This window comes from Lysinibacillus sp. GW247-5R2A (genome assembly GCF_059424475.1).
The window spans coordinates 632,797-653,169 of the sequence record NZ_JBWKZL010000001.1 but is presented as its reverse complement, the minus strand read 5'-3'; the positions used below and the strand labels follow the sequence as shown (position 1 = coordinate 653,169).

18 protein-coding genes are annotated in these 20,373 nt (G+C 39.4%); 17 read left to right on the top strand and 1 reads right to left on the bottom strand.

Translation table 11 applies throughout. From position 1 onward, the window contains the following. Positions 1 to 22: 22 nt before the first annotated feature. From AC07YC_RS03190 to pyrE, 13 genes are all read left to right on the top strand, one after another. On the top strand, positions 23 to 1,591 hold the full coding sequence (locus tag AC07YC_RS03190) for a sodium/solute symporter (RefSeq protein ID WP_036147375.1): 1,569 nt from the start codon (positions 23 to 25) through the stop codon (positions 1,589 to 1,591). 163 nt (positions 1,592 to 1,754) lie between these two features. Continuing rightward, the gene (gene lspA / locus AC07YC_RS03185) at positions 1,755 to 2,234 is read left to right on the top strand and encodes a signal peptidase II (RefSeq protein ID WP_025113863.1); all 480 of its coding nucleotides are present in this window, start codon (positions 1,755 to 1,757) and stop codon (positions 2,232 to 2,234) included. Beyond that, on the top strand, positions 2,231 to 3,142 hold the full coding sequence (locus AC07YC_RS03180; RefSeq protein WP_494918339.1) for an RluA family pseudouridine synthase: 912 nt from the start codon (positions 2,231 to 2,233) through the stop codon (positions 3,140 to 3,142). The genes lspA and AC07YC_RS03180 overlap by 4 nt, the downstream gene beginning before the upstream one ends. Positions 3,143 to 3,382: 240 nt before the next feature. Continuing rightward, positions 3,383 to 3,931 (top strand): bifunctional pyr operon transcriptional regulator/uracil phosphoribosyltransferase PyrR, encoded by a 549-nt coding sequence (pyrR, locus tag AC07YC_RS03175; RefSeq protein WP_025113865.1) that lies wholly within the window; start codon positions 3,383 to 3,385, stop codon positions 3,929 to 3,931. Between the two features lie 14 nt (positions 3,932 to 3,945). Further along, positions 3,946 to 5,256: a uracil-xanthine permease family protein gene (locus tag AC07YC_RS03170; protein ID WP_494918338.1), complete on the top strand. Its 1,311-nt coding sequence runs from the start codon at positions 3,946 to 3,948 to the stop codon at positions 5,254 to 5,256. A gap of 192 nt (positions 5,257 to 5,448) precedes the next feature. Continuing rightward, the gene (locus AC07YC_RS03165; protein ID WP_336634452.1) at positions 5,449 to 6,327 is read left to right on the top strand and encodes an aspartate carbamoyltransferase catalytic subunit; all 879 of its coding nucleotides are present in this window, start codon (positions 5,449 to 5,451) and stop codon (positions 6,325 to 6,327) included. A gap of 1 nt (position 6,328) precedes the next feature. Then, positions 6,329 to 7,606, top strand: coding sequence for a dihydroorotase (gene pyrC / locus AC07YC_RS03160; RefSeq protein ID WP_494918337.1), 1,278 nt, complete (start codon positions 6,329 to 6,331; stop codon positions 7,604 to 7,606). Further along, positions 7,606 to 8,706, top strand: coding sequence for a carbamoyl phosphate synthase small subunit (locus tag AC07YC_RS03155; protein WP_336634395.1), 1,101 nt, complete (start codon positions 7,606 to 7,608; stop codon positions 8,704 to 8,706). The genes pyrC and AC07YC_RS03155 overlap by 1 nt, the downstream gene beginning before the upstream one ends. Then, positions 8,699 to 11,896 carry a carbamoyl-phosphate synthase large subunit gene (carB, locus tag AC07YC_RS03150; protein ID WP_336634394.1) on the top strand — a complete coding sequence of 1,066 codons (3,198 nt, stop codon included), beginning with the start codon at positions 8,699 to 8,701 and terminating at the stop codon, positions 11,894 to 11,896. The genes AC07YC_RS03155 and carB overlap by 8 nt, the downstream gene beginning before the upstream one ends. Position 11,897: 1 nt before the next feature. Beyond that, positions 11,898 to 12,671 (top strand): dihydroorotate dehydrogenase electron transfer subunit, encoded by a 774-nt coding sequence (locus tag AC07YC_RS03145; protein ID WP_494918336.1) that lies wholly within the window; start codon positions 11,898 to 11,900, stop codon positions 12,669 to 12,671. Then, positions 12,668 to 13,579 carry a dihydroorotate dehydrogenase gene (locus AC07YC_RS03140; RefSeq protein WP_336634392.1) on the top strand — a complete coding sequence of 304 codons (912 nt, stop codon included), beginning with the start codon at positions 12,668 to 12,670 and terminating at the stop codon, positions 13,577 to 13,579. The genes AC07YC_RS03145 and AC07YC_RS03140 overlap by 4 nt, the downstream gene beginning before the upstream one ends. Beyond that, the gene (gene pyrF / locus AC07YC_RS03135) at positions 13,579 to 14,283 is read left to right on the top strand and encodes an orotidine-5'-phosphate decarboxylase (RefSeq protein WP_494918335.1); all 705 of its coding nucleotides are present in this window, start codon (positions 13,579 to 13,581) and stop codon (positions 14,281 to 14,283) included. Before AC07YC_RS03140 ends, pyrF begins: the two co-directional genes overlap by 1 nt. Positions 14,284 to 14,286: 3 nt before the next feature. Beyond that, positions 14,287 to 14,916 carry an orotate phosphoribosyltransferase gene (pyrE, locus tag AC07YC_RS03130; protein ID WP_494918333.1) on the top strand — a complete coding sequence of 210 codons (630 nt, stop codon included), beginning with the start codon at positions 14,287 to 14,289 and terminating at the stop codon, positions 14,914 to 14,916. A 73-nt stretch (positions 14,917 to 14,989) separates the two neighbouring features. Here pyrE and AC07YC_RS03125 read toward each other — a convergent pair whose 3' ends face one another. Next, positions 14,990 to 15,778 carry an MBL fold metallo-hydrolase gene (locus tag AC07YC_RS03125; protein WP_494918332.1) on the bottom strand — a complete coding sequence of 263 codons (789 nt, stop codon included), beginning with the start codon at positions 15,776 to 15,778 and terminating at the stop codon, positions 14,990 to 14,992. Positions 15,779 to 16,523: 745 nt separating this feature from the next. On the opposite strand from AC07YC_RS03125, the gene AC07YC_RS03120 reads away from it, so the two are divergent. Genes AC07YC_RS03120 through AC07YC_RS03105 form a run of 4 tightly spaced genes read left to right on the top strand, consistent with a single transcriptional unit; the run spans position 16,524 to position 20,368 of the window. After that, positions 16,524 to 17,537, top strand: a complete 1,014-nt coding sequence (locus tag AC07YC_RS03120; protein WP_241601906.1) for an ABC transporter ATP-binding protein — start codon at positions 16,524 to 16,526, stop codon at positions 17,535 to 17,537. Next, entirely contained in the window at positions 17,534 to 18,469 is a 936-nt protein-coding gene (locus AC07YC_RS03115) for an ATP-binding cassette domain-containing protein (protein WP_036226359.1), read from the top strand. The genes AC07YC_RS03120 and AC07YC_RS03115 overlap by 4 nt, the downstream gene beginning before the upstream one ends. Before the next feature lies 1 nt (position 18,470). Beyond that, positions 18,471 to 19,433 carry an oligopeptide ABC transporter permease gene (gene opp4B, locus AC07YC_RS03110; RefSeq protein ID WP_008173810.1) on the top strand — a complete coding sequence of 321 codons (963 nt, stop codon included), beginning with the start codon at positions 18,471 to 18,473 and terminating at the stop codon, positions 19,431 to 19,433. 35 nt (positions 19,434 to 19,468) lie between these two features. After that, entirely contained in the window at positions 19,469 to 20,368 is a 900-nt protein-coding gene (locus AC07YC_RS03105; protein WP_036123841.1) for an ABC transporter permease, read from the top strand. The last annotated feature ends 5 nt before the right edge of the window (positions 20,369 to 20,373 follow it).

Here is a 20,373-nt window from a genome sequence, read left to right as displayed (position 1 = left end):
TGAAACAAGGGGGATGAATTGAATGATGGAAGCTCTTTTAGAACCAAAGATGTTAATGACCATTGCATTAATGGGAACGATTGTATACATTACGTATTTAACAAAAAGAAATGCAACAGCATCGGATTTCTTTGTAGGAGGAAGAAGCTTTGGCTGGTTTACAAATGGTTCTGCAATTGGTGGGGATTATTTAAGTGCAGCCACATTCCTCGGTATTGCGGGTTTAACATTTCAACTCGGATATGACGGGGCTTATTATGCATTTTGTTTCTCAATTGGTTTAACCTTATTAGCTATATTTGTAGCAGGACCTTTAAGACGATTTGGTGCATTTACGGTAGCGGATTTTTTGGGCTATCGTTTTCATAGTAAACGAGCACGACTAGTAGCGGTTGCGGTAGTATTAGCAATTTCAGGCTTTTATGCAGCTCCGCAGCTATTAGGTGCTGCTCAAATTTTAAGTATGTTTTTCGGCACTTCCTATGAATTTGGCATTATCTTTACATGTGTTGTCATGATTTTTTATGTAGGGATTGGTGGAATGAAAGGAACAACCATTAACCAAGCTTTGGAGCTGTGGATTCGTCTTGGCGCTTTTATTGTGATGCTAGTAGCAGCGGTATACAGTGGCTTGCATTACGATAAAATTCTTGCAGCTATTAATTCCTTTAGTGGTCCTATTACGGGCACATCCCCCTATGCTTTAGATGGCAATGATGTTAATTTTGATGGTGCCGCATGGACAGGGACAGGCTTTTATTTCCCAACATTTTGGCAAACAATAAGCATGACGATTGGTTTAGCTTTAGGAACAATTGGACTTCCTCATATTTTATTGCGTTTTTATACGAATCCAAGTGCTAAAGCAGCTCGAAAATCCGCACTGATGGCTATTGGGATTGCTAGTACATTCTTTTTATTAGCGGTTTATTTGGGTGTTGTTGGTCGGTCAATTTTCATCTCGGGAACAGCGAGTGAAGAGGTTATGCGTGATCTTGTATTGGGCGGAAACAACATGGTGATACCGACTACAGCGCTAGCTCTAGGTGGTAAATGGTTGCTTGGCTTAGTTATAGCGGGGGCATTTGCAGCTATATTCTCCAATCTTTCAGGGCTCTTTATTACAAGCTCTGGGGCACTCGCTCATGATTTGTATGCTAACATTATGAAAAAGGACATTACGCAAAAACAGCGTGTCATTGCTGGAAAAGTAGCTATCGTCCTATTGGGTATTTTATATGGAGCACTTGGGCTTCTTGTTAAGGATGCATCTATCGGTCATTTAGTGGCACTCGCCTTTACAGTCGCAGCAAGTACATTTACGCCAATATTTATTTTAGGGATTTGGTGGAGAGGCATGACAGAAAAAGGAGCCATTGCGGGATTACTTATTGGACTTGGTGTGTCCATGTGGATGATTTTTTTACCAGGAACTTTACCGAGTTTCTTACAGTTTAAAATTCCAGGGATTGTGACGGTTCCTGTCGGTTTCTTATCAGTGATTATTGTGTCACTATTAGATCGAAAGGTACCTGCTGATGTCAATGATTTTATGAAGCGGGTCCATTCAAAAGAATCTGAAACAGTATAAAGCAAGAAGTTTGGCTATTTCTATTGCTCAAAAAGTGATAGAGATAGCTTTTTTGTATTTTCAAGAGATTTTGAATCCGCCATATTTTGATGTGATATTAGTTATTGTGAATGGTGCTGATATGGTAGAATAGGTTAGATGTTGAGCGAACGGAGGAATGTTTGTGTATAAATATTATGGATTGGCTGCCTTTGTCGTCTTATTGGACCAATGGACAAAGTGGTTGATTGTGAAAAATATGGAGTATGGTGAACGTATTGCTGTATTAGACCCATGGTTTGGCATTTTGTCTCATCGTAACAGAGGTGCAGCATGGGGGATGCTAGAAGGGCAAATGTGGTTGTTTAGTATCGTAACTGTTGCCGTTATCTGTGCCATTGTCTATTTTTATCATAGAGAGGCAAAAGGGAAGCCAATTTTTCAAGTGGGCTTAATGCTATTACTTGGTGGAGCAATAGGAAACTTTATCGATCGTATATTTAGAGGAGAAGTGGTCGATTTTGTAGATGTTTTAATTCCAATTATTAAGTATGATTTCCCAATTTTTAATGTGGCAGATGCTGCATTGACGATTGCTGTTGTTATACTAATGATTGGCTTAATTATGGAAGATAAAAAAGAGAAGAAACAGGTGAAACAATGACGCAAGTAACATATACAATCGAAGAACAACAGCAAGGAGAGCGCATTGATAAAGCACTTTCAAGCTTACAATCTGAATGGTCGCGCACGCAGATTGGGAACTGGGTTAGTGACGGAAATATCAAAGTAAATGGCGATGCTGTGAAACCAAAATATAAGGTAAAAGTGGGGGACGTTATTGCTATTGATGTACCAGAAGCAGAACCGCTTGATGTAATCGCAGAAAATCTAGCACTTGATATTGTGTATGAGGATGCTGATGTTCTTGTTGTGAACAAACCAAAGGGTATGGTCGTTCATCCAGCACCAGGGCATTTGACAGGCACGCTTGTAAATGGGTTAATGTATCAATGTAAAGATTTATCGGGGATCAATGGAATTATGCGTCCAGGTATAGTCCACCGTATTGATAAAGATACATCCGGCTTATTAATGGTTGCCAAAAACGATGTAGCTCATGAATCATTAGTGGATCAGCTAGTCAATAAAACTGTTACTCGTAAATATATTGCTCTTGTACATGGGCATATTGCACATGATAAAGGGACTATTGATGCGCCAATCGGTCGTGATCAGAAGGACCGTCAAAAGCAAGCTATTGTTGATAATGGTAAACATGCAGTAACTCATTTCCATGTGGTAGAGCGCTTTGGTGATTATACGCTTGTAGAGTGTCGTCTAGAAACAGGGCGAACACATCAAATTCGTGTGCATATGAATTATATCGGCTTCCCGCTTGTTGGAGATCCAAAGTATGGACAGAAAAAGACAATTGATTTTGGTGGACAAGTTCTTCATGCAGCAACGCTAGGCTTCAATCATCCTTCTTCAGGTGAATACTTAGAGTTTGAAACACCACTTCCTGCTGATTATGAGCAATTATTAAATGAATTACGAAATAAGCATTGACGTATACGCAAAGAAAGTCTATACTAACGACAGTGAATGAACAACCTAACTAAATATTCACCTTTAATAGCAGTCCAGAGAGGCTGAGAAGGGTCATGTGATAGTGTTGCAAAAAAATTTGTGCTGCAAATTTTTCAACATGCTTTTTTAACACGTATACAACCCTCTCAGGCTATTCGCCTCGAGAGGTTTTTTTATGGACATATGGCCACATTAGATGGTAGAGAGGAGGAAACGAATTTGGCTCAAAATGAATTGTTAGATGGACCTTCAATGGCACGAGCATTAACACGTATTGCTCATGAAATTATTGAACGTAACAAAGGAATTGATGAATGTATTTTAGTTGGCATTAAAACACGAGGTGCCTTTCTAGCCAAACGCTTGGCACAGCGAATTGAAAAGATCGAAGGTAAACCGATTCGTACGGGCGAGCTTGATATTACACTTTACCGCGATGATTTAACAATGAAGCATGAAAATGAACAAGCACATGTTGAGCAAGTTGACATTGAGCATGAAGTGAAAAATCAAAAAATTATTTTAGTCGATGATGTTCTTTATACAGGACGAACAGTTCGCGCAGCACTAGACGCTGTCATGGATTTAGGAAGACCTGGACAAATTCAACTAGCTGTTCTAGTTGATAGAGGTCATCGAGAGCTACCAATCAGAGCAGATTACGTTGGGAAAAATGTTCCGACTTCTGGCTCTGAGCGCATCATTGTCAATTTACAAGATGTGGATGGAGAAGATTGCGTTATTATTTATAAAGAAGACGAACAATAAAGTGAGGAAACAAAATGTCAAATGCAGTATTAGATATTAAGGATAAACCAACCCCACTTCAGCTAGTGACATTAAGCTTCCAGCATATGTTTGCGATGTTTGGTTCAACAATCTTAGTGCCACAGTTAGTAGGTCTTAGCCCTGCAATTGCCCTTTTAACAAGTGGGATTGCAACAATATCCTTCCTATTAATTACAAAATTTCAGGTACCGGCTTACTTAGGCTCCTCCTTTGCCTTTATTGCTCCCATATTATTGGCGGCAGGCGGTTTGAACGAGGATGGCTCCAGTGTAAACCCAGGAAATGCCATGATTGGCGCAATGGCTGTCGGAATCACCTACGGAATCGTATCCTTAATCATTTGGAAAAGTGGTTATAAGTGGATAATGAAAATTTTACCACCGATTGTAGTTGGACCAGTAATCATGGTTATTGGACTAGGCCTATCGGGGACGGCCGTGAATATGGCGATGAATGTCAATGGGGAGTATAGCTTTTTACACTTCTCAGCAGCTTTAGTCACAGTGTTTACAGCGATTATCTTCACGATTTTCTTTAAAGGAATTTTAAGTACAATGCCAATTTTGATGGGCTTAATCGTAGGCTATGTTTACTCCATGATTGTCGACATTGTAGATTATACACCGATTGCCAACGCAAAATTCTTTGCTATGCCAGACTTCTTGCTACCCGGTGTGCATTATGAATTTGAAATCACAACAAAAATTTTACTTGTCATGGTACCAATCGTGATTGTAACGATATCTGAGCATATTGGTCATCAGCTTGTATTAGGGAAAGTAGTTAACCGTGATTACATTAAGGAACCTGGTTTACACCGCTCCCTACTAGGTGATGGACTTGGCACATTCGTAAGTGCGCTAATCGGTGGTCCCCCTAAGACAACTTACGGTGAAAATATTGGGGTTCTAGCAATTACTCGTGTTTATAGTGTGTACGTTATCGCAGGTGCTGCAATAGTAGCCATCTTACTATCATTCTTCGGGAAAGCAATGGCAGTGATTGCAACTATTCCAACCGCAGTATTAGGTGGGGTGTCCATCTTACTCTTCGGTATTATCGCAGCTAGTGGTTTACGAATGCTAGTAGATAATCATATTGATTTCGGGAATAGTCGTAATCTAGTAATTGCTTCAGTGATTTTAGTCATCGGGATTGGCGGGGCGAAGTTCGTCATTTCAGAATCATTGAGTATTGAAGGAATGGCACTAGCCGCTATCATCGGTGTGCTATTGAATGCCATATTACCAGGTAAGAAAGAAGCCGAAAAACCTGTACCATACAATCAAAATGAAAATTCATAGTAGTACCTTTTAATGAATTGTCCAGAGAGGCAAAAAAAGGGACGTTGTGGATAGACTAAAGTAAGGATGATTCCCTGCTGTAGTTTGTCACGCCTCCTTATGCCTCGTTGATGACATCAACGGGGCTTTTACTTTATGAAAAGAACGTCATACATAGACGTTCATGACACACAACCTTATGGGGGTCACATGATGAAGAACTTATTATCGATGGAACATTTAACAACAGAAGAGATTAACCACATCCTAGATCTTGCGCAAGCGTTTGAAAATGGTGAAACATCATCGTTATCTCGGACTTACAACGTTGCCAACTTATTTTTCGAACCAAGTACACGGACAAAATCAAGCTTCGAAATGGCTGAGCATAAAATTGGCTGTCATATCATCCCTTTCGACGCTGGATTTTCGAGTGTGACTAAAGGGGAGACATTGTACGATACAGTCAAAACTTTAGAAATGATTGGTTTAGATGCAGTCATTATTCGAGCGGCAGAAGATGAATATTATAATGAGCTACTAAATGGTATTAATGTAGCTATCATCAATGCAGGAGACGGCGCAGGTCAGCATCCATCCCAATCATTATTGGATCTATATACGATAAAAAAAGAGTTTGGTTATTTTGAAGGGTTGAATATTACGATTGTTGGGGATATTTCGCATAGTCGAGTCGCAAAATCAAATGCCCATGCATTACAACGTTTAGGGGCAAATGTTCACTTCCTTTGTCCAGAAGAATGGTCAGGAGGATTTGAAGCCCATCATTCTTGGGATGATTTAATCGAAATTAGCGATGTCATTATGCTATTACGTGTGCAACATGAACGTCATAAAGTAAATAAAAGCTTTTCGAAAGAAGGCTACCATCAAGAATACGGCTTAACAATTGAACGAGAAAAGCAAATGAAAGAATCAGCTATTATTATGCATCCAGCTCCAGTGAATCGTGATGTAGAAATTGCTACTGAGCTTGTAGAGTGTGGACGTTCTCGAATTTTCGAGCAGGTACGAAATGGAGTCTACACACGGATGGCCATTGTGGAAACCATTTTAAGGGGGAGAGAATAACATGACAAAAGTACTTCAAAATGTGCAAATGTTAAATGAACAAGGTGAGCTGCAAATAGTCAATATCGCCATGGCAGAAGGAATAATTACAGCAATTGGCCAAGATGTAACGGTAGTAGGTGCAGAGGTCATTGAGGGTAAAGGCTTTATTGTAGCACCAGGCTTTGTCGATGTGCATACACATTTACGAGAGCCAGGCTTTGAACATAAAGAAACAATCGCAACAGGGTCTGCCTCAGCAGCAAAAGGTGGCTTTACGACAATTTGCGCCATGCCAAACACAAAGCCGGTACCAGACTCAGTGGAAAACATGCAGCTTATTAATGGGCTGATCAAAGAAAGTGCTGTTATTCGAGTACTCCCATACGGCTCGCTAACAAAGGATATTTCTGGGGAAGTTCGAACAAATGTGGAGGAGTTAAAGGCGCATGGAGCTGTAGCGTTCTCCGATGATGGCGTAGGAATTCAGCTTGCTTCAACCATGTACGAGCAAATGAAGGATGCTGCCCAGCACGATATGGTAGTGGTAGCGCATTGCGAGGACAATTCATTAATTTATGATGGGGTTATGCATGAAGGAAAGCGTAATAAGGAGCTTAATCTTCCAGGAATCCCTTCCATTTGCGAATCCGTTCAAATTGCACGAGATGTACTGCTTGCTGAGGCTGCAGGGGCACGCTACCATGTTTGTCACGTATCAACAAAAGAATCTGTTCGTGCGGTAAGAGATGCAAAGGCAGCCGGAATTCGTGTAACAGCTGAGGTTTGTCCACATCATTTATTACTAGAAGAAATGGATATTCCATCCGATGATGCGAACTGGAAAATGAATCCACCATTGCGTGGGGCTGATGACAAAGATTCGCTACATGCCGCACTACTTGATGGGACTATCGATTGTATCGCGACAGATCATGCGCCACATACAGTGGAAGAAAAATGCTGTGGTATGGTGGGGGCACCATTTGGCATTGTAGGTTTCGAAACAGCCTTCCCACTACTCTATACACAATTTGTTGAAACAGGGAAATGGACTTTAAAACAATTAATCGACTGGATGTCCGTGAAAGCAGCTGAAATTTTTGATCTACCATATGGCACATTAGCAGTTGGTGCTTCAGCGGATATGATTTTAATAGATATCCAAAAAGAACAAACAATTGATGCGGAAGGCTTTGTGTCAAAAGGACGTAATACACCATTTAACGGTTGGGTTGCAAAAGGTTGGCCGGTCCTAACCATTTTTGAAGGAAATATCGTATATCAGGAGGCAGAGTAATGAAAAAACGTTTACTAGTTTTAGAGGATGGCACAGTATTTACAGGTACAGCATTTGGGAGTGATCGTGCTTCACAAGGTGAGGTTGTATTTACGACAGGTATGACAGGATATCAAGAAACAATTTCAGACCCTTCATTCTACGGTCAAATTGTTACATTGACGTATCCAATGGTAGGAAACTACGGCATTAACCGAGATGATTTTGAATCCATTACGCCAGCTATACGTGGATTTGTTGTACGCGAACTAGCTAAAACGCCTTCTAACTTCCGTTGCGATTTAACATTAGATGACTATTTAACATCGAAAGATATCCCCGGTATTGAGGGAATTGATACGCGTAAATTAACACGTATTATTCGTAGTAAAGGATCAGTAAAGGCGATTTTGACAGCAGCCAATGAAGAAGTAAATGTGAGTGAGGTTATCGCGCATTTGCAAACGACACCTGCTATAACACACCATGTACGTGAAGTATCGCCAAAAGCTGCCTATCCATCACCTGGACGAGGTAAACGAGTGGTCTTAATTGACTACGGTATGAAACACGGCATTCTTCGTGAATTAAATAAACGAGATTGTGATGTACTAGTCGTTCCTTACAATACGTCAGCTGAAGAAATTTTAGCTTGGCATCCAGATGGCATCATGCTATCAAACGGACCAGGAAATCCAGAAGATGTCCAAGAAGGTATCGAAACAGTACGTAACTTAATCGGAAAAGTGCCCATGTTCGGTATTTGCTTAGGTCATCAAATCTTTTCGTTAGCAAGTGGAGCGAAAGCCTTTAAACTACCATTTGGACACCGTGGTGGCAATCATCCAGTAAAAGATTTACGCACAGGTCGTACAGATTTAACATCTCAAAATCACGGCTACGCTATCGATATCGAATCATTACAAGATACTGATTTAGAATTAACGCATATTGCTTTAAATGACGGTACATGTGAGGGCGTACGTCATAAAAAATATCCGATTTTCACAGTACAATACCACCCAGAAGCATCACCAGGTCCAGAAGATTCAAACCACTTATTTGATGAATTTATCGAAATGATGGAAGTAGAAGCAGGGAAGGGGAAACAACATGCCTAAACGTACAGATATTGAAACAATTTTAGTAATCGGCTCAGGCCCTATCGTCATCGGACAAGCGGCAGAATTTGACTACGCAGGAACACAAGCTTGTCTGTCATTAAAAGAAGAGGGCTACCGTGTTATCTTAATTAACTCAAACCCTGCCACAATTATGACTGATACAGAAATTGCGGATAAAGTTTATATCGAACCGATTTCTCTTGATTTTGTCTCTCGCATTTTACGTAAAGAACGCCCAGATGCTATTTTGCCAACGCTTGGTGGTCAAACTGGTCTTAATATGGCGATTGAATTAGATCAATCAGGCATCTTAGATGAGCTTGGTATAGAAATTCTCGGAACAAAACTAGATGCTATTCATAAAGCAGAGGACCGAGATTTATTCCGTAACTTAATGTACGAATTGGGTGCTCCAGTACCTGAGTCTGATATTATCCATTCCATAGATGAAGCGAAAAAATTTGTAGTCAAAATTGGTTATCCTGTTATTGTTCGTCCAGCCTTTACGCTAGGTGGTACAGGAGGCGGTATTTGCTACAATGATCAGGATTTAGAGGAAATCGTAACATCGGGCCTTAAATATTCACCCGTAACACAATGCTTACTAGAAAAATCAATTGCAGGCTATAAAGAGATCGAATACGAAGTAATGCGCGATGCTGTAGATAATGCCATCGTAGTATGTAACATGGAAAATGTTGACCCAGTAGGAATTCATACAGGGGATTCGATTGTAGTAGCACCGACTCAAACACTATCAGATCGTGAAAATCAAATGCTACGTAATATTTCATTAGATATTATCCGAGCGTTAAAAATCGAAGGTGGCTGTAACGTACAGCTAGCACTAGATCCATATAGCTTCAACTACTATGTAATTGAAGTAAATCCACGTGTATCACGTTCTTCAGCGTTAGCCTCTAAAGCAACAGGCTATCCAATTGCCAAGCTAGCAGCAAAAATTGCAGTGGGTTTAACATTAGATGAAATTAAAAACCCTGTAACAGGTTCAACATATGCTTGCTTTGAGCCTGCTCTAGACTATATTGTCGCTAAAATCCCACGCTGGCCATTCGATAAATTCGAATCAGCTAAACGTAATCTCGGCACGCAAATGAAGGCTACTGGTGAAGTGATGGCGCTAGGCCGTACTTTCGAGGAAGCGATGTTAAAAGCAGTTCGTTCACTTGAAACAGGTCAAGTTCACTTAGAGCTCAAGCATGCTGATGACAACTCTGATTCTTGGATTGAAAAACGTATCCGCAAGGCTGGAGATGAGCGTTTATTCTTCATAGGGGAAGCATTACGCCGTGGTGTGACAATTGAACAAATCCATGAATGGTCAGCCATTGACTTATTCTTCTTAAATAAATTTAAAAACATTGTAGATATGGAACAAACGCTAGTTGACCATAAAGATGATCAAGAAGTGCTACGTACGGCAAAACGTTTAGGCTTTGCCGATAAGAAAATTGCTGAGCTTTGGAACACGACAGAAGAAGCAATCTACGCATATCGTAAAGAACATGGAATAATTCCTGTCTATAAAATGGTTGATACATGTGCAGCAGAGTTTGAATCTGAAACACCTTACTTCTACGGCACATACGAGGAAGAAAACGAATCGATTAAGTCAGAAAAACCGTCTGTAATAGTACTAGGTTCAGGACCAATCCGCATCGGGCAAGGGGTAGAATTCGACTATGCTACTGTCCATTCAGTTTGGGCCATTCAAGAGGCTGGCTATGAAGCGATCATTATCAACTCAAATCCAGAAACAGTGTCTACGGACTTCTCGATTTCTGATAAATTATACTTCGAGCCATTAACAATCGAGGATGTTATGCATATTATCGACTTAGAACAACCAATCGGAGTTGTTGTACAATTCGGTGGTCAAACAGCGATTAATCTTGCTGATAAGTTAGCTGCAAATGGTGTGAAAATCTTAGGAACTTCTCTAGAGGATATCGACCGTGCAGAAAACCGCGATAAATTCGAACAAGCTTTACGAGACTTAGATATTCCACAGCCACAGGGTGAAACAGCAGTTTCTACAGTGGAAGCACTTGCCATTGGTGAGCGTCTAGGCTTCCCAGTTCTTGTTCGTCCTTCCTATGTGCTAGGAGGACGTGCAATGGAAATTGTTTACAATCAAGAAGAGTTAAAGCACTACATGGAGAACGCAGTGGAAGCATCTCCCGATCATCCGGTTTTAGTGGACCGTTATCTAACAGGTCAGGAAATTGAAGTAGATGCTATCTGTGATGGTGAAAATGTATTAATCCCAGGAATTATGGAACATATTGAGCGCGCAGGGGTACACTCTGGTGACTCTATATCAGTCTATCCCCCACAGAAATTAACACAGCATCAAAAGGATACATTAGTAGACTATACAACACGTCTTGCACAAGGTCTTGGAATCGTTGGCTTAATGAACATTCAATATGTAATTTCTAAAGGTGAGGTATATGTCATTGAGGTGAACCCACGTTCATCACGTACAGTACCATTCTTAAGTAAAATTACAAATATTCCTATGGCTAATATTGCAACGAAAGCAATTCTAGGGAAATCAATTGTCGAGCAGGGTTATCCAACAGGGTTAGCGCCTGAACAAAAAGGTGTATTTGTAAAAGTTCCGGTGTTCTCATTTGCCAAATTACGCCGTGTAGATATAACATTAGGCCCTGAAATGAAATCTACTGGGGAAGTAATGGGCAAAGATGCGACTTTAGAAAAAGCACTTTATAAAGGTTTAGTTGCAGCAGGAATGGAAATTCGCACAGAAGGAACAGTATTGTTTACAGTATCTGATAAGGATAAAGAAGAAGCAATCGCATTAGCGAAACGTTTCTCAACAGTAGGCTATCGCATTGTAGCGACTGAAGGAACAGCAAAAGCATTTGAAGAAGCTGGAGTGCGCACAGATGTCGTTGGCAAGATTGGTGCGAAGGGACAAACTCTGATCGATCTGATCCAAAATGGTGAAGCTCAGCTTGTTGTTAATACATTAACAAAAGGTAAGCAACCAGCTCGAGATGGTTTCCGAATCCGTCGTGAATCTGTAGAAAATGGCGTACCTTGTCTCACATCATTAGATACAGCAGAAGCAATGGTACGTGTCATCGAATCTATGACATTTACAGCAGAGGAAATGCCAAAAGCGGAGGTAGTACACTAATATGATACGTCAAGAGAAAATGACGGTCGTCTCTCAAAAGCAAATTGCGACAAACATTTTCGAACTGACACTTCATGGTCAACTGGTTCAGGATATGACTCCTGGCCAGTTTGTCCATGTAAAGGTGTCGGATTCATTGGAGCCGCTTTTACGTCGACCGATTAGTATTGCAAATATAGATAAAGACAACAATGAATTTACAATGATCTACCGTGCTGAGGGTCGTGGTACAAAAGTGTTAGCGACAAATCGTGAAGGTCAACAGGTCAATGTCCTTGGACCAATTGGCAATGGTTTCCCAGTAGACGCAGTAAAAGAGGGAGGAACAGCCCTGCTAGTGGGTGGAGGAATCGGAGTACCTCCACTACACGAGCTTTCCAAGCAATTACACGCACGTGGTGTAAAAACAATACATGTGCTTGGCTTTCAAACGGAAGATGTATGCTTCTACGAGGAAGAATTCAGTGCCCTTGGAGAAACGCACTATGTAACGGTTGACGGCTCTAAAGGGATAAAAGGCTTTGTGACAAATGTGTTAGAGTCTCGAGCACCTGAATTTGATGTCTTTTATTCTTGCGGTCCTCTCCCAATGTTAAAAGCACTTGAAGGCTTCTATCCAGAAAAAGAAGGTTATTTATCATTTGAAGAGCGTATGGGCTGCGGTATTGGTGGTTGTTTTGCATGTGTCTGCAAAACAACCGATCAAGTAGCAAAAGATTATGTCAAAGTATGCTCGGATGGTCCAGTTTTCCCGAAAGGTACGGTGGCATTATGAGTCGTTTAAACATTCAATTACCAGGTTTAGATTTAAAAAACCCTATTATGCCAGCTTCCGGCTGCTTTGGCTTTGGACGTGAATATGCACAGCTTTACGATCTATCTAAGCTAGGGGCAATCATGATAAAAGCAACAACAGTTGAAACTCGTGCAGGTAATCCAACGCCGCGTGTGGCTGAAACAGCAGCAGGGATGTTAAATGCAATTGGCCTACAAAATCCAGGCATTGAAAAAGTGATGAATGAGGAATTAAAATTTTTAGAGGGCTATGATGTGCCAATCATCGCTAATGTGGCCGGGACGGAGACTGCGGATTATGTAGAAGTAGCAAGACGTATTTCGGCAGCACCTAATGTTAAAGCATTAGAGCTGAATATTTCATGTCCAAATGTTAAATGTGGTGGCATTCAATTTGGGACAGACCCTGCCACAGCGCGAGAGCTTGTGAAGGCGGTTAAAGCTGTATCTACTGTTCCTGTCTATGTGAAGCTATCACCCAATGTAACGAATATCGTAGACATTGCTTTGGCTGTGGAAGCGGGTGGCGCAGATGGTATAACGATGATTAACACATTAATAGGTATGCGTTTAGATGAACGGACAGGAAAACCAGTTATCGCGAATGGCACAGGTGGCCTATCGGGCCCTGCTGTAAAGCCCGTAGCGATCCGTATGGTTTATGAAGTATACAAGGCAGTCAATATTCCGATAATTGGCATGGGAGGTGTGACAGAAGCACAGGATGTCATTGATTTTATGTCGGCAGGTGCTTCGGCTGTAGCAGTAGGCACAGCAAATTTTGTAGACCACTTCGTTTGCCCAAATATAATTGATGAATTACCAGCAAAACTTGACGCACTTGGAGTAGAACATCTAACAGATATTATTGGAAGGAGCCATCGTTAATGAATACTAAACCTATACTAGCATTAGATTTTCCGGGAGAAAAAGAAGTATTCGATTTCTTAAAGCACTTCCATGAGCCTCTTTTCGTGAAAATTGGTATGGAATTATATATGCAAGAAGGCCCTGATATTGTTCGCAAAGTAAAAGAATTAGGTCATGATATTTTTCTTGATTTAAAACTGCATGATATCCCGAATACAGTAGGCTCTGCTATGAAGGGCTTAGCAAAACTAGGCGTAAATCTAGTGAATGTCCATGCGGCAGGTGGTCGTCCAATGATGGAGGCTGCCCTAGAAGGTCTAGAAGCCGGAACAACTGCTGGGAAGGAACGTCCAGCATTAATCGCCGTAACACAATTAACTTCCACAACAGAGGAGCAAATGCAGGCGGAGCAAAAAATTACTTTATCCTTACAGGAGTCTGTTCTACATTATGCGCGTCTAACAAAACAAGCTGGCTTACAAGGTGTGGTTTGTTCAGTTCACGAGGCGAAGGCAATAGCTGAAGTGTGTGGTGATGATTTTCTTCGTGTAACACCTGGGATTCGTTTAGCAGGTGGCGCTGCACACGATCAAAAACGTATTGCCACACCGGATGGGGCAAAGCGTGATGGTTCGTCACTCATCGTTGTTGGGCGTGCTGTAACAGGTGCACAGGATCCAGTAGAGGCATATAAAATCGTAAATGAATTATGGGAGGCATAAATAATGACATTACAAAATGAAATTGCACACGCTATGCTAAAGGTGGGTGCTGTAGAATTAAATCCAACTGAATTATTTACATGGGCATCTGGTATTCAATCACCTATATACTGTGATACACGTTTAACAATCTCGGACCCTAGTATTCGTAAACAACTTGCAAATGGCTTAGCAGCTGTAATTAAAGAAAATTTCGGTGCGGCGGAAATAGTAGCAGGTACAGCAACAGCAGGTATCCCACATGCAGCATGGGTAAGTGATATTTTAGAATTACCAATGGTTTATGTACGCTCTAAAGCGAAAGAACATGGCCGTGGCAATCAAATTGAAGGAAAATACGCAGCAGGTCAAAAAGTAGTTGTAGTAGAGGATATCGTCTCAACAGGTGGTTCTTCGATCACGGCAGTTGAAGCATTACGTGCAGCAGGCTGTGAAGTACTAGGAGTTGTTTGTGTCTACACATATAATCTCCCACGAGCTGAACAAGCATTTGATGAAGCAGGCATCCAATATGTCTCATTAACTAACTTCGATTATCTGATTGAAGCAGCAAATGAATCAGGTGCGATTAAAGAAGATGATATCCCATTCTTAAAAGAGTGGCATGCGAAATTAAAGGCTGGAGAGCTATAAAGAAAAGCTGTTCTATAGGTTATTTGACCTGTAGAACAGCTTTTTTCTTCCTATTTAAATAGGGAAAGGGTATTTAAAATTGAATACTAAAACCATTAAAACGATGTATACCTGTCCCAAAACGTACTAGATTATTCTCTCGAAGTGTAATAACTGCCTTTTTCACCTCTAGTAAGATAGAAGGTTCAAGACCTAATGTATGATGTGAACCAAAAATTTTAGTAAGAGAAGATAAGTTAGCTATCTTCTCTAAAGATTGGACTAAATCCTCAGGGCTAGTAGTTGGAAAGAATGCATAAATAGGAGCTTGATCATATAGTAAGTCCCCTGTAAACAAATAACCATATTTATGATCCAAAAGCGCAATATGGCCAGGAGAGTGCCCTGGCGTGTGAAGAATAGATAATTTTCGGTTCCCTATATTTATAACATCGCCATCTTCTAATACACTTGAAGGCTGTCCCTGAAATGGCTTGTAGTGAGAGGGATTAAATGTTTTGGGTGTGGGTAACGTAATATTACGTCCAACATCCGTTCTAATCTGTTCGATAGATAATTTAGGGATACCATGGATTAGCCAATCAACTTCCTCTTTATGAACATAAATGTCATCAAACGCCCCATGACTACCAATATGATCCCAATGGACATGTGTTGTAATCACAGTAATAGGCAGAGAGGTTAATTGTTTACTAATCCTTTGAATATGATCGATTCCAAGACCTGTATCAATGAGAACAGCGCGGTTTTCCCCAAGCAATAAAAAAGAATGCACTTTTTCCCAATGACCATATTCACTTATAGCATACGTTTCATTATTGATTTCTTCTACTGTAAACCATGCATCATTAATTTTTGCCATCACAGACAACCTTTCCTTATGATGAAATTAAAAAATAATATAATAAAACTTTGTCATTGGAAATTTTAACATAAAAACATGTAATTTCCTTTAAAAATATTCTAAATAGTATTTTTATATTGAATATTATATAAAAATTTGTCAATTCGGAATAATTAAGAAGTATGGTAGATAGCCAACCATTAAAAGCTTTAAATTGTTTTCTCAAAGTAATTTGAAATATTAGCACTTCAACGCCCGAAATTATTCATTGAAAGTAAAAATGTGTGAAATATAACTTTACCCTAAAAGTTAACTTTTAATTTTTTGCTATGAATTACTTGTTTCTTTGAGATTAAAAGCATTTTCTTTGTGAATATAAATATATGGCATGAATTATTTTGTTATATTTAAATAATTTTTATTTATAAAAATTATAACTTTGTAAAGGTAAAGTAAAATATTTTTTACAACCAAAATATATAAAAATTATTTTTAAAACGGAGATGTCTGGTGGAAATTTATAAGCTGTATTGAAAAAATTTGAAAAAGGGACTTGCGTTTATACATGTTTTCTAGCTAAAATAATAGCACAGTTTAATTTTCAGATAATTCTATTAGTGAATGACGAGTTAAAGGCGAAAAATTTATTAAAATCACATTTGCCAAAATAAAAAGGAGAGGAGAAGAGAGAAAAACTAAATATAATTCTGATATAAAGTATCGTTTGTATTTTCAGAATATTGAATTATAGAGGAGAGATTGTTTGAATACAGCAAAAGACTTACTCACAATAACAAATTTGACTACAAGTTTTCGCATAAAGGATACATACCACGCTGCTGTAGATGATGTCTCGCTTTCACTTCAAAAAAATGAGGTATTAGCAATAGTCGGAGAATCCGGTTGTGGTAAAAGTACGTTAGCGACTACAATTGTAGGTTTGCACAACGAAGTAAATACAAAGGTTACTGGTGATATTTTTTATAATAATCAAAATCTAGCTAAATTGAATGACCAACAATTTAATAACTTACGTGGTAATGATATAGGATTTATTTTTCAGGACCCACTTTCAGCACTTAACCCTTTAATGAGAATTAGCGAACAAATTGAAGAGGGGTTAATCTATCATACAAAGCTTTCAAAACAACAGCGAAGTGAAAGAGTATTAGAATTACTAAATCAAGTTGGGATTGCAAACCCAGAACGTGTGGCTAGACAATTTCCTCATCAATTATCCGGGGGAATGCGTCAACGTGTCATGATTGCAATCGCCTTATCATGTAAGCCTGCTATTTTAATTGCTGATGAACCAACAACAGCTTTAGATGTTACAATTCAGGCCCAAATTCTGGACCTGTTAAAAGCATTACAGACGGAGACGGAGACAGGCATTATTCTCATTACGCATGATTTAGGTGTTGTAGCAGAGATGGCTGACCGAGTTGTAGTTATGTACGCAGGTGAAGTCGTAGAAGAGGCGCCCGTTCAGGAGTTATTCAATAATCCAAGGCACCCTTACACTCGTTCACTATTAAATTCAATTCCACAAACACATAGCGAAAATGAAAGACTCGAGGTTATTCAAGGAATGGTACCATCCTTAATTAATTTACCTCGAGAAGGTTGTCGTTTTTCAGGACGTATTCCGTGGATTGATACATCGTCACACGAAGCAAAACCACAATTACATGAAATTGCACCAGGACATTTTGTGAGATGTACCTGCTGGAAACACTTTCATTTTGAAGGTGAAGAAGGGGGCGGGACTGTATGAGCTTTATGCAAATTAAAGATTTAAGTGTTCACTATCCAATACGTGGTGGATTTTTTAATACCGTTGTTGATCGAGTATATGCAGTGGATGGCGTAACAATGGAGTTCGAAAAGGGCAAGACATATGGGTTAGTCGGAGAATCAGGATCAGGTAAATCAACAACAGGAAAAGCGATCATTGGCTTAGAAAAAATCACCTCAGGTCAAATTTATTATGAGGGTGAAAATGTGACAAATCAGCAGAGAAAAAGGGATTCTGCCTATAACAGAGACATACAAATGATTTTCCAAGACTCTCATTCTAGTATGAACCCTAGAAAACGCGTTCTCGATATACTAGCCGAGCCTATTCGTAATTTTATGAAGCTTAGTGACCAAGAGGAACGCAAGCGCATTAAAGAGTTGCTTGCTATTGTTGGGATGTCAGAAGATGTTTTACTAAAGTATCCTCATGAATTTTCAGGTGGTCAAAAGCAACGCCTGGGCATTGCGCGAGCGGTTGCTTGTAACCCTAAAATGATTATTGCCGATGAACCTGTTTCAGCGCTTGATTTATCTGTACAGGCACAAGTGTTGAATTTTATGAAAGATATTCAAAATGAGTATGGTCTAACGTACTTATTCATTTCCCATGATTTAGGCGTTGTTAAACATATGTGCGATCACATTTCTATTATGTATAAAGGACGCTTTGTGGAAACTGGCACAAGACATGATATTTATAAAAATCCGCAGCATATATATACGAACCGACTTTTATCAGCCATTCCAAATATCGAACCAGAGACTAGGAATGAACGTAAATTAGTTCGACAACAAGTAGAAGGAAATTATCAACAAGAGCAACATAAATACTATGATGAGCATGGTAAAGTCTATCCACTGAAATCCATTTCAGACACACATATGGTTGCAATGTCAGGAGGAATGTGAAATGTGGAAAACAATAGCTAGAAGAGTAATTTTAATGATTCCTCAAATGTTTGTATTAAGCTTAATTATTTTTATTTTAGCAAAACAAATGCCAGGGGATCCTTTTACAGGGTTAATTACCCCAGAAACAGACCCTGCACGTATAGAAGAACTTAGAATTCAAGCGGGTTATTATGATCCATGGTATGTACAATATTATCATTGGGTGATCAATGCCTTTCAGGGTGATTTTGGACAAAGCTATACATATAAACTTGCAGTGTCCTCATTGATTGGCGAGCGTGCATTAAACACATTTTGGCTTGCCCTACTTAGTACCATCCTTGTTTATTTAATTGCTATCCCTTTAGGAATGATAGCTGGACGTAAGCAGGATACTTTGTATGATAAGTCGATTACTCTGTATAGCTTTATAAGCTATGCAATACCAACCTTTGTATTGGGCTTAATTTTCTTATATATTTTTGGCTATCGTTTAATGTGGTTTCCGACGAGTGGAACAGTCGATGTAGGTGTAGAGCCTGGAACGCTCGAGTATTATTGGAATCGCTTGTATCATTTAATACTACCTGCAATGACGTATGCCATTTTAGCGACAACGACGATTATTCAATACTTACGTTCAGAAATTATTGATGCTAAAACACAGGATTATGTTAAGACAGCTCGTAGTAAAGGCGTGCCGATGAAAAAAATCTATAGAAGACATATTTTCCGTAACTCTTTATTACCAATTGCAGCCTTCCTTGGCTTTACAATTACAGGTTTATTAGGCGGCTCGATTTTCATAGAGACAATTTTTGGCTTCCCGGGCATGGGTCAATTATTCATCCATTCCGTAACAAGTCGCGATTATAGTGTTATTACAGCTCTTGTTATGCTTTATGGCTTCTTAGCGTTATTAGGTAGTCTATTGTCAGATATCATTATGAGCATTGTTGATCCACGTATCCGCATAGACTAACAGTTACATTCAACGCATAAGGAGAGGTGAATAAAATGGAGCAAAAAAATGATGTAGTGAAAGTTGAAAGTATGCCACCAACAGGAATTCAAGTCGTGATCCGTGAATTCAGAAAAGATAAATTAGCGTTGTTGTCATTTATTGGAATAACATTGCTTATAATTGTAATATTGATTATGTCCGCCTTTATGAATCAGGATGAAATATTACGGATTAAATTATTAGAGCGTTTTACAGAGCCTGGTGTTAATGGATATATTCTTGGGGCTGATGAGGCTGGTCGTGATATGTATGGACAGCTAATTATTGGTGCAAAAAATTCTATATTAATTGCAGTTGCTATTACCCTTATTGCGAATGCTTTAGGGATCGCACTAGGTATTATAATGGGCTATTATGGCGGCTTCATCGATAATTTATTTATGCGTATCATTGATTTCCTTATGACCCTACCGACATTAATGATTATCATTGTGTTAGTTACAATTCTTCCGAAATATGGTGTTTTTGAGTTGATTTTGATTTTAAGTGCCTTTCAATGGATAGGGACTGCGCGTCTCGTCAGAAGTAAAGCTTTATCTGAAGGACGTAGAGATTATGTTAGTGCCTCTAAAACAATGGGGACTAGTGATTTTGCCATTATGTTTAAAGGGATACTACCAAATTTAAGTTCGTTGCTAATAGTAGAATTAACGTTAAACTTTGCAGGAAATGTGGGCATTGAAACGGGTCTATCATTCTTAGGCTTTGGTTTACCGCCATCTACACCTAGCTTAGGGACGCTAGTAAGCTATGCAACAAACCCGATAGTATTATCTTCAAAATGGTGGATTTGGTTGCCCGCATCATTATTAATTCTAGTATTGATGCTTGGTATAAATTATGTCGGTCAAGCGTTAAGACGTGCAGCTGACGCAAAACAACGATTAGGATAAAGGGG

Bases quoted from the DNA above. Each gene is read 5' to 3' on its own strand.
- AC07YC_RS03190 (WP_036147375.1), top strand. From the start codon at position 23: ATGATGGAAGCTCTTTTAGAACCAAAGATGTTAATGACCATTGCATTA.
- AC07YC_RS03180 (WP_494918339.1), top strand. From the start codon at position 2,231: ATGACGCAAGTAACATATACAATCGAAGAACAACAGCAAGGAGAGCGC.
- AC07YC_RS03170 (WP_494918338.1), top strand. From the start codon at position 3,946: ATGTCAAATGCAGTATTAGATATTAAGGATAAACCAACCCCACTTCAG.
- AC07YC_RS03165 (WP_336634452.1), top strand. From the start codon at position 5,449: ATGAAGAACTTATTATCGATGGAACATTTAACAACAGAAGAGATTAAC.
- pyrC (WP_494918337.1), top strand. From the start codon at position 6,329: ATGACAAAAGTACTTCAAAATGTGCAAATGTTAAATGAACAAGGTGAG.
- AC07YC_RS03155 (WP_336634395.1), top strand. From the start codon at position 7,606: ATGAAAAAACGTTTACTAGTTTTAGAGGATGGCACAGTATTTACAGGT.
- carB (WP_336634394.1), top strand. From the start codon at position 8,699: ATGCCTAAACGTACAGATATTGAAACAATTTTAGTAATCGGCTCAGGC.
- AC07YC_RS03145 (WP_494918336.1), top strand. From the start codon at position 11,898: ATGATACGTCAAGAGAAAATGACGGTCGTCTCTCAAAAGCAAATTGCG.
- AC07YC_RS03140 (WP_336634392.1), top strand. From the start codon at position 12,668: ATGAGTCGTTTAAACATTCAATTACCAGGTTTAGATTTAAAAAACCCT.
- pyrF (WP_494918335.1), top strand. From the start codon at position 13,579: ATGAATACTAAACCTATACTAGCATTAGATTTTCCGGGAGAAAAAGAA.
- pyrE (WP_494918333.1), top strand. From the start codon at position 14,287: ATGACATTACAAAATGAAATTGCACACGCTATGCTAAAGGTGGGTGCT.
- AC07YC_RS03125 (WP_494918332.1), bottom strand. From the start codon at position 15,778: ATGGCAAAAATTAATGATGCATGGTTTACAGTAGAAGAAATCAATAAT.
- AC07YC_RS03115 (WP_036226359.1), top strand. From the start codon at position 17,534: ATGAGCTTTATGCAAATTAAAGATTTAAGTGTTCACTATCCAATACGT.
- opp4B (WP_008173810.1), top strand. From the start codon at position 18,471: ATGTGGAAAACAATAGCTAGAAGAGTAATTTTAATGATTCCTCAAATG.
- AC07YC_RS03105 (WP_036123841.1), top strand. From the start codon at position 19,469: ATGGAGCAAAAAAATGATGTAGTGAAAGTTGAAAGTATGCCACCAACA.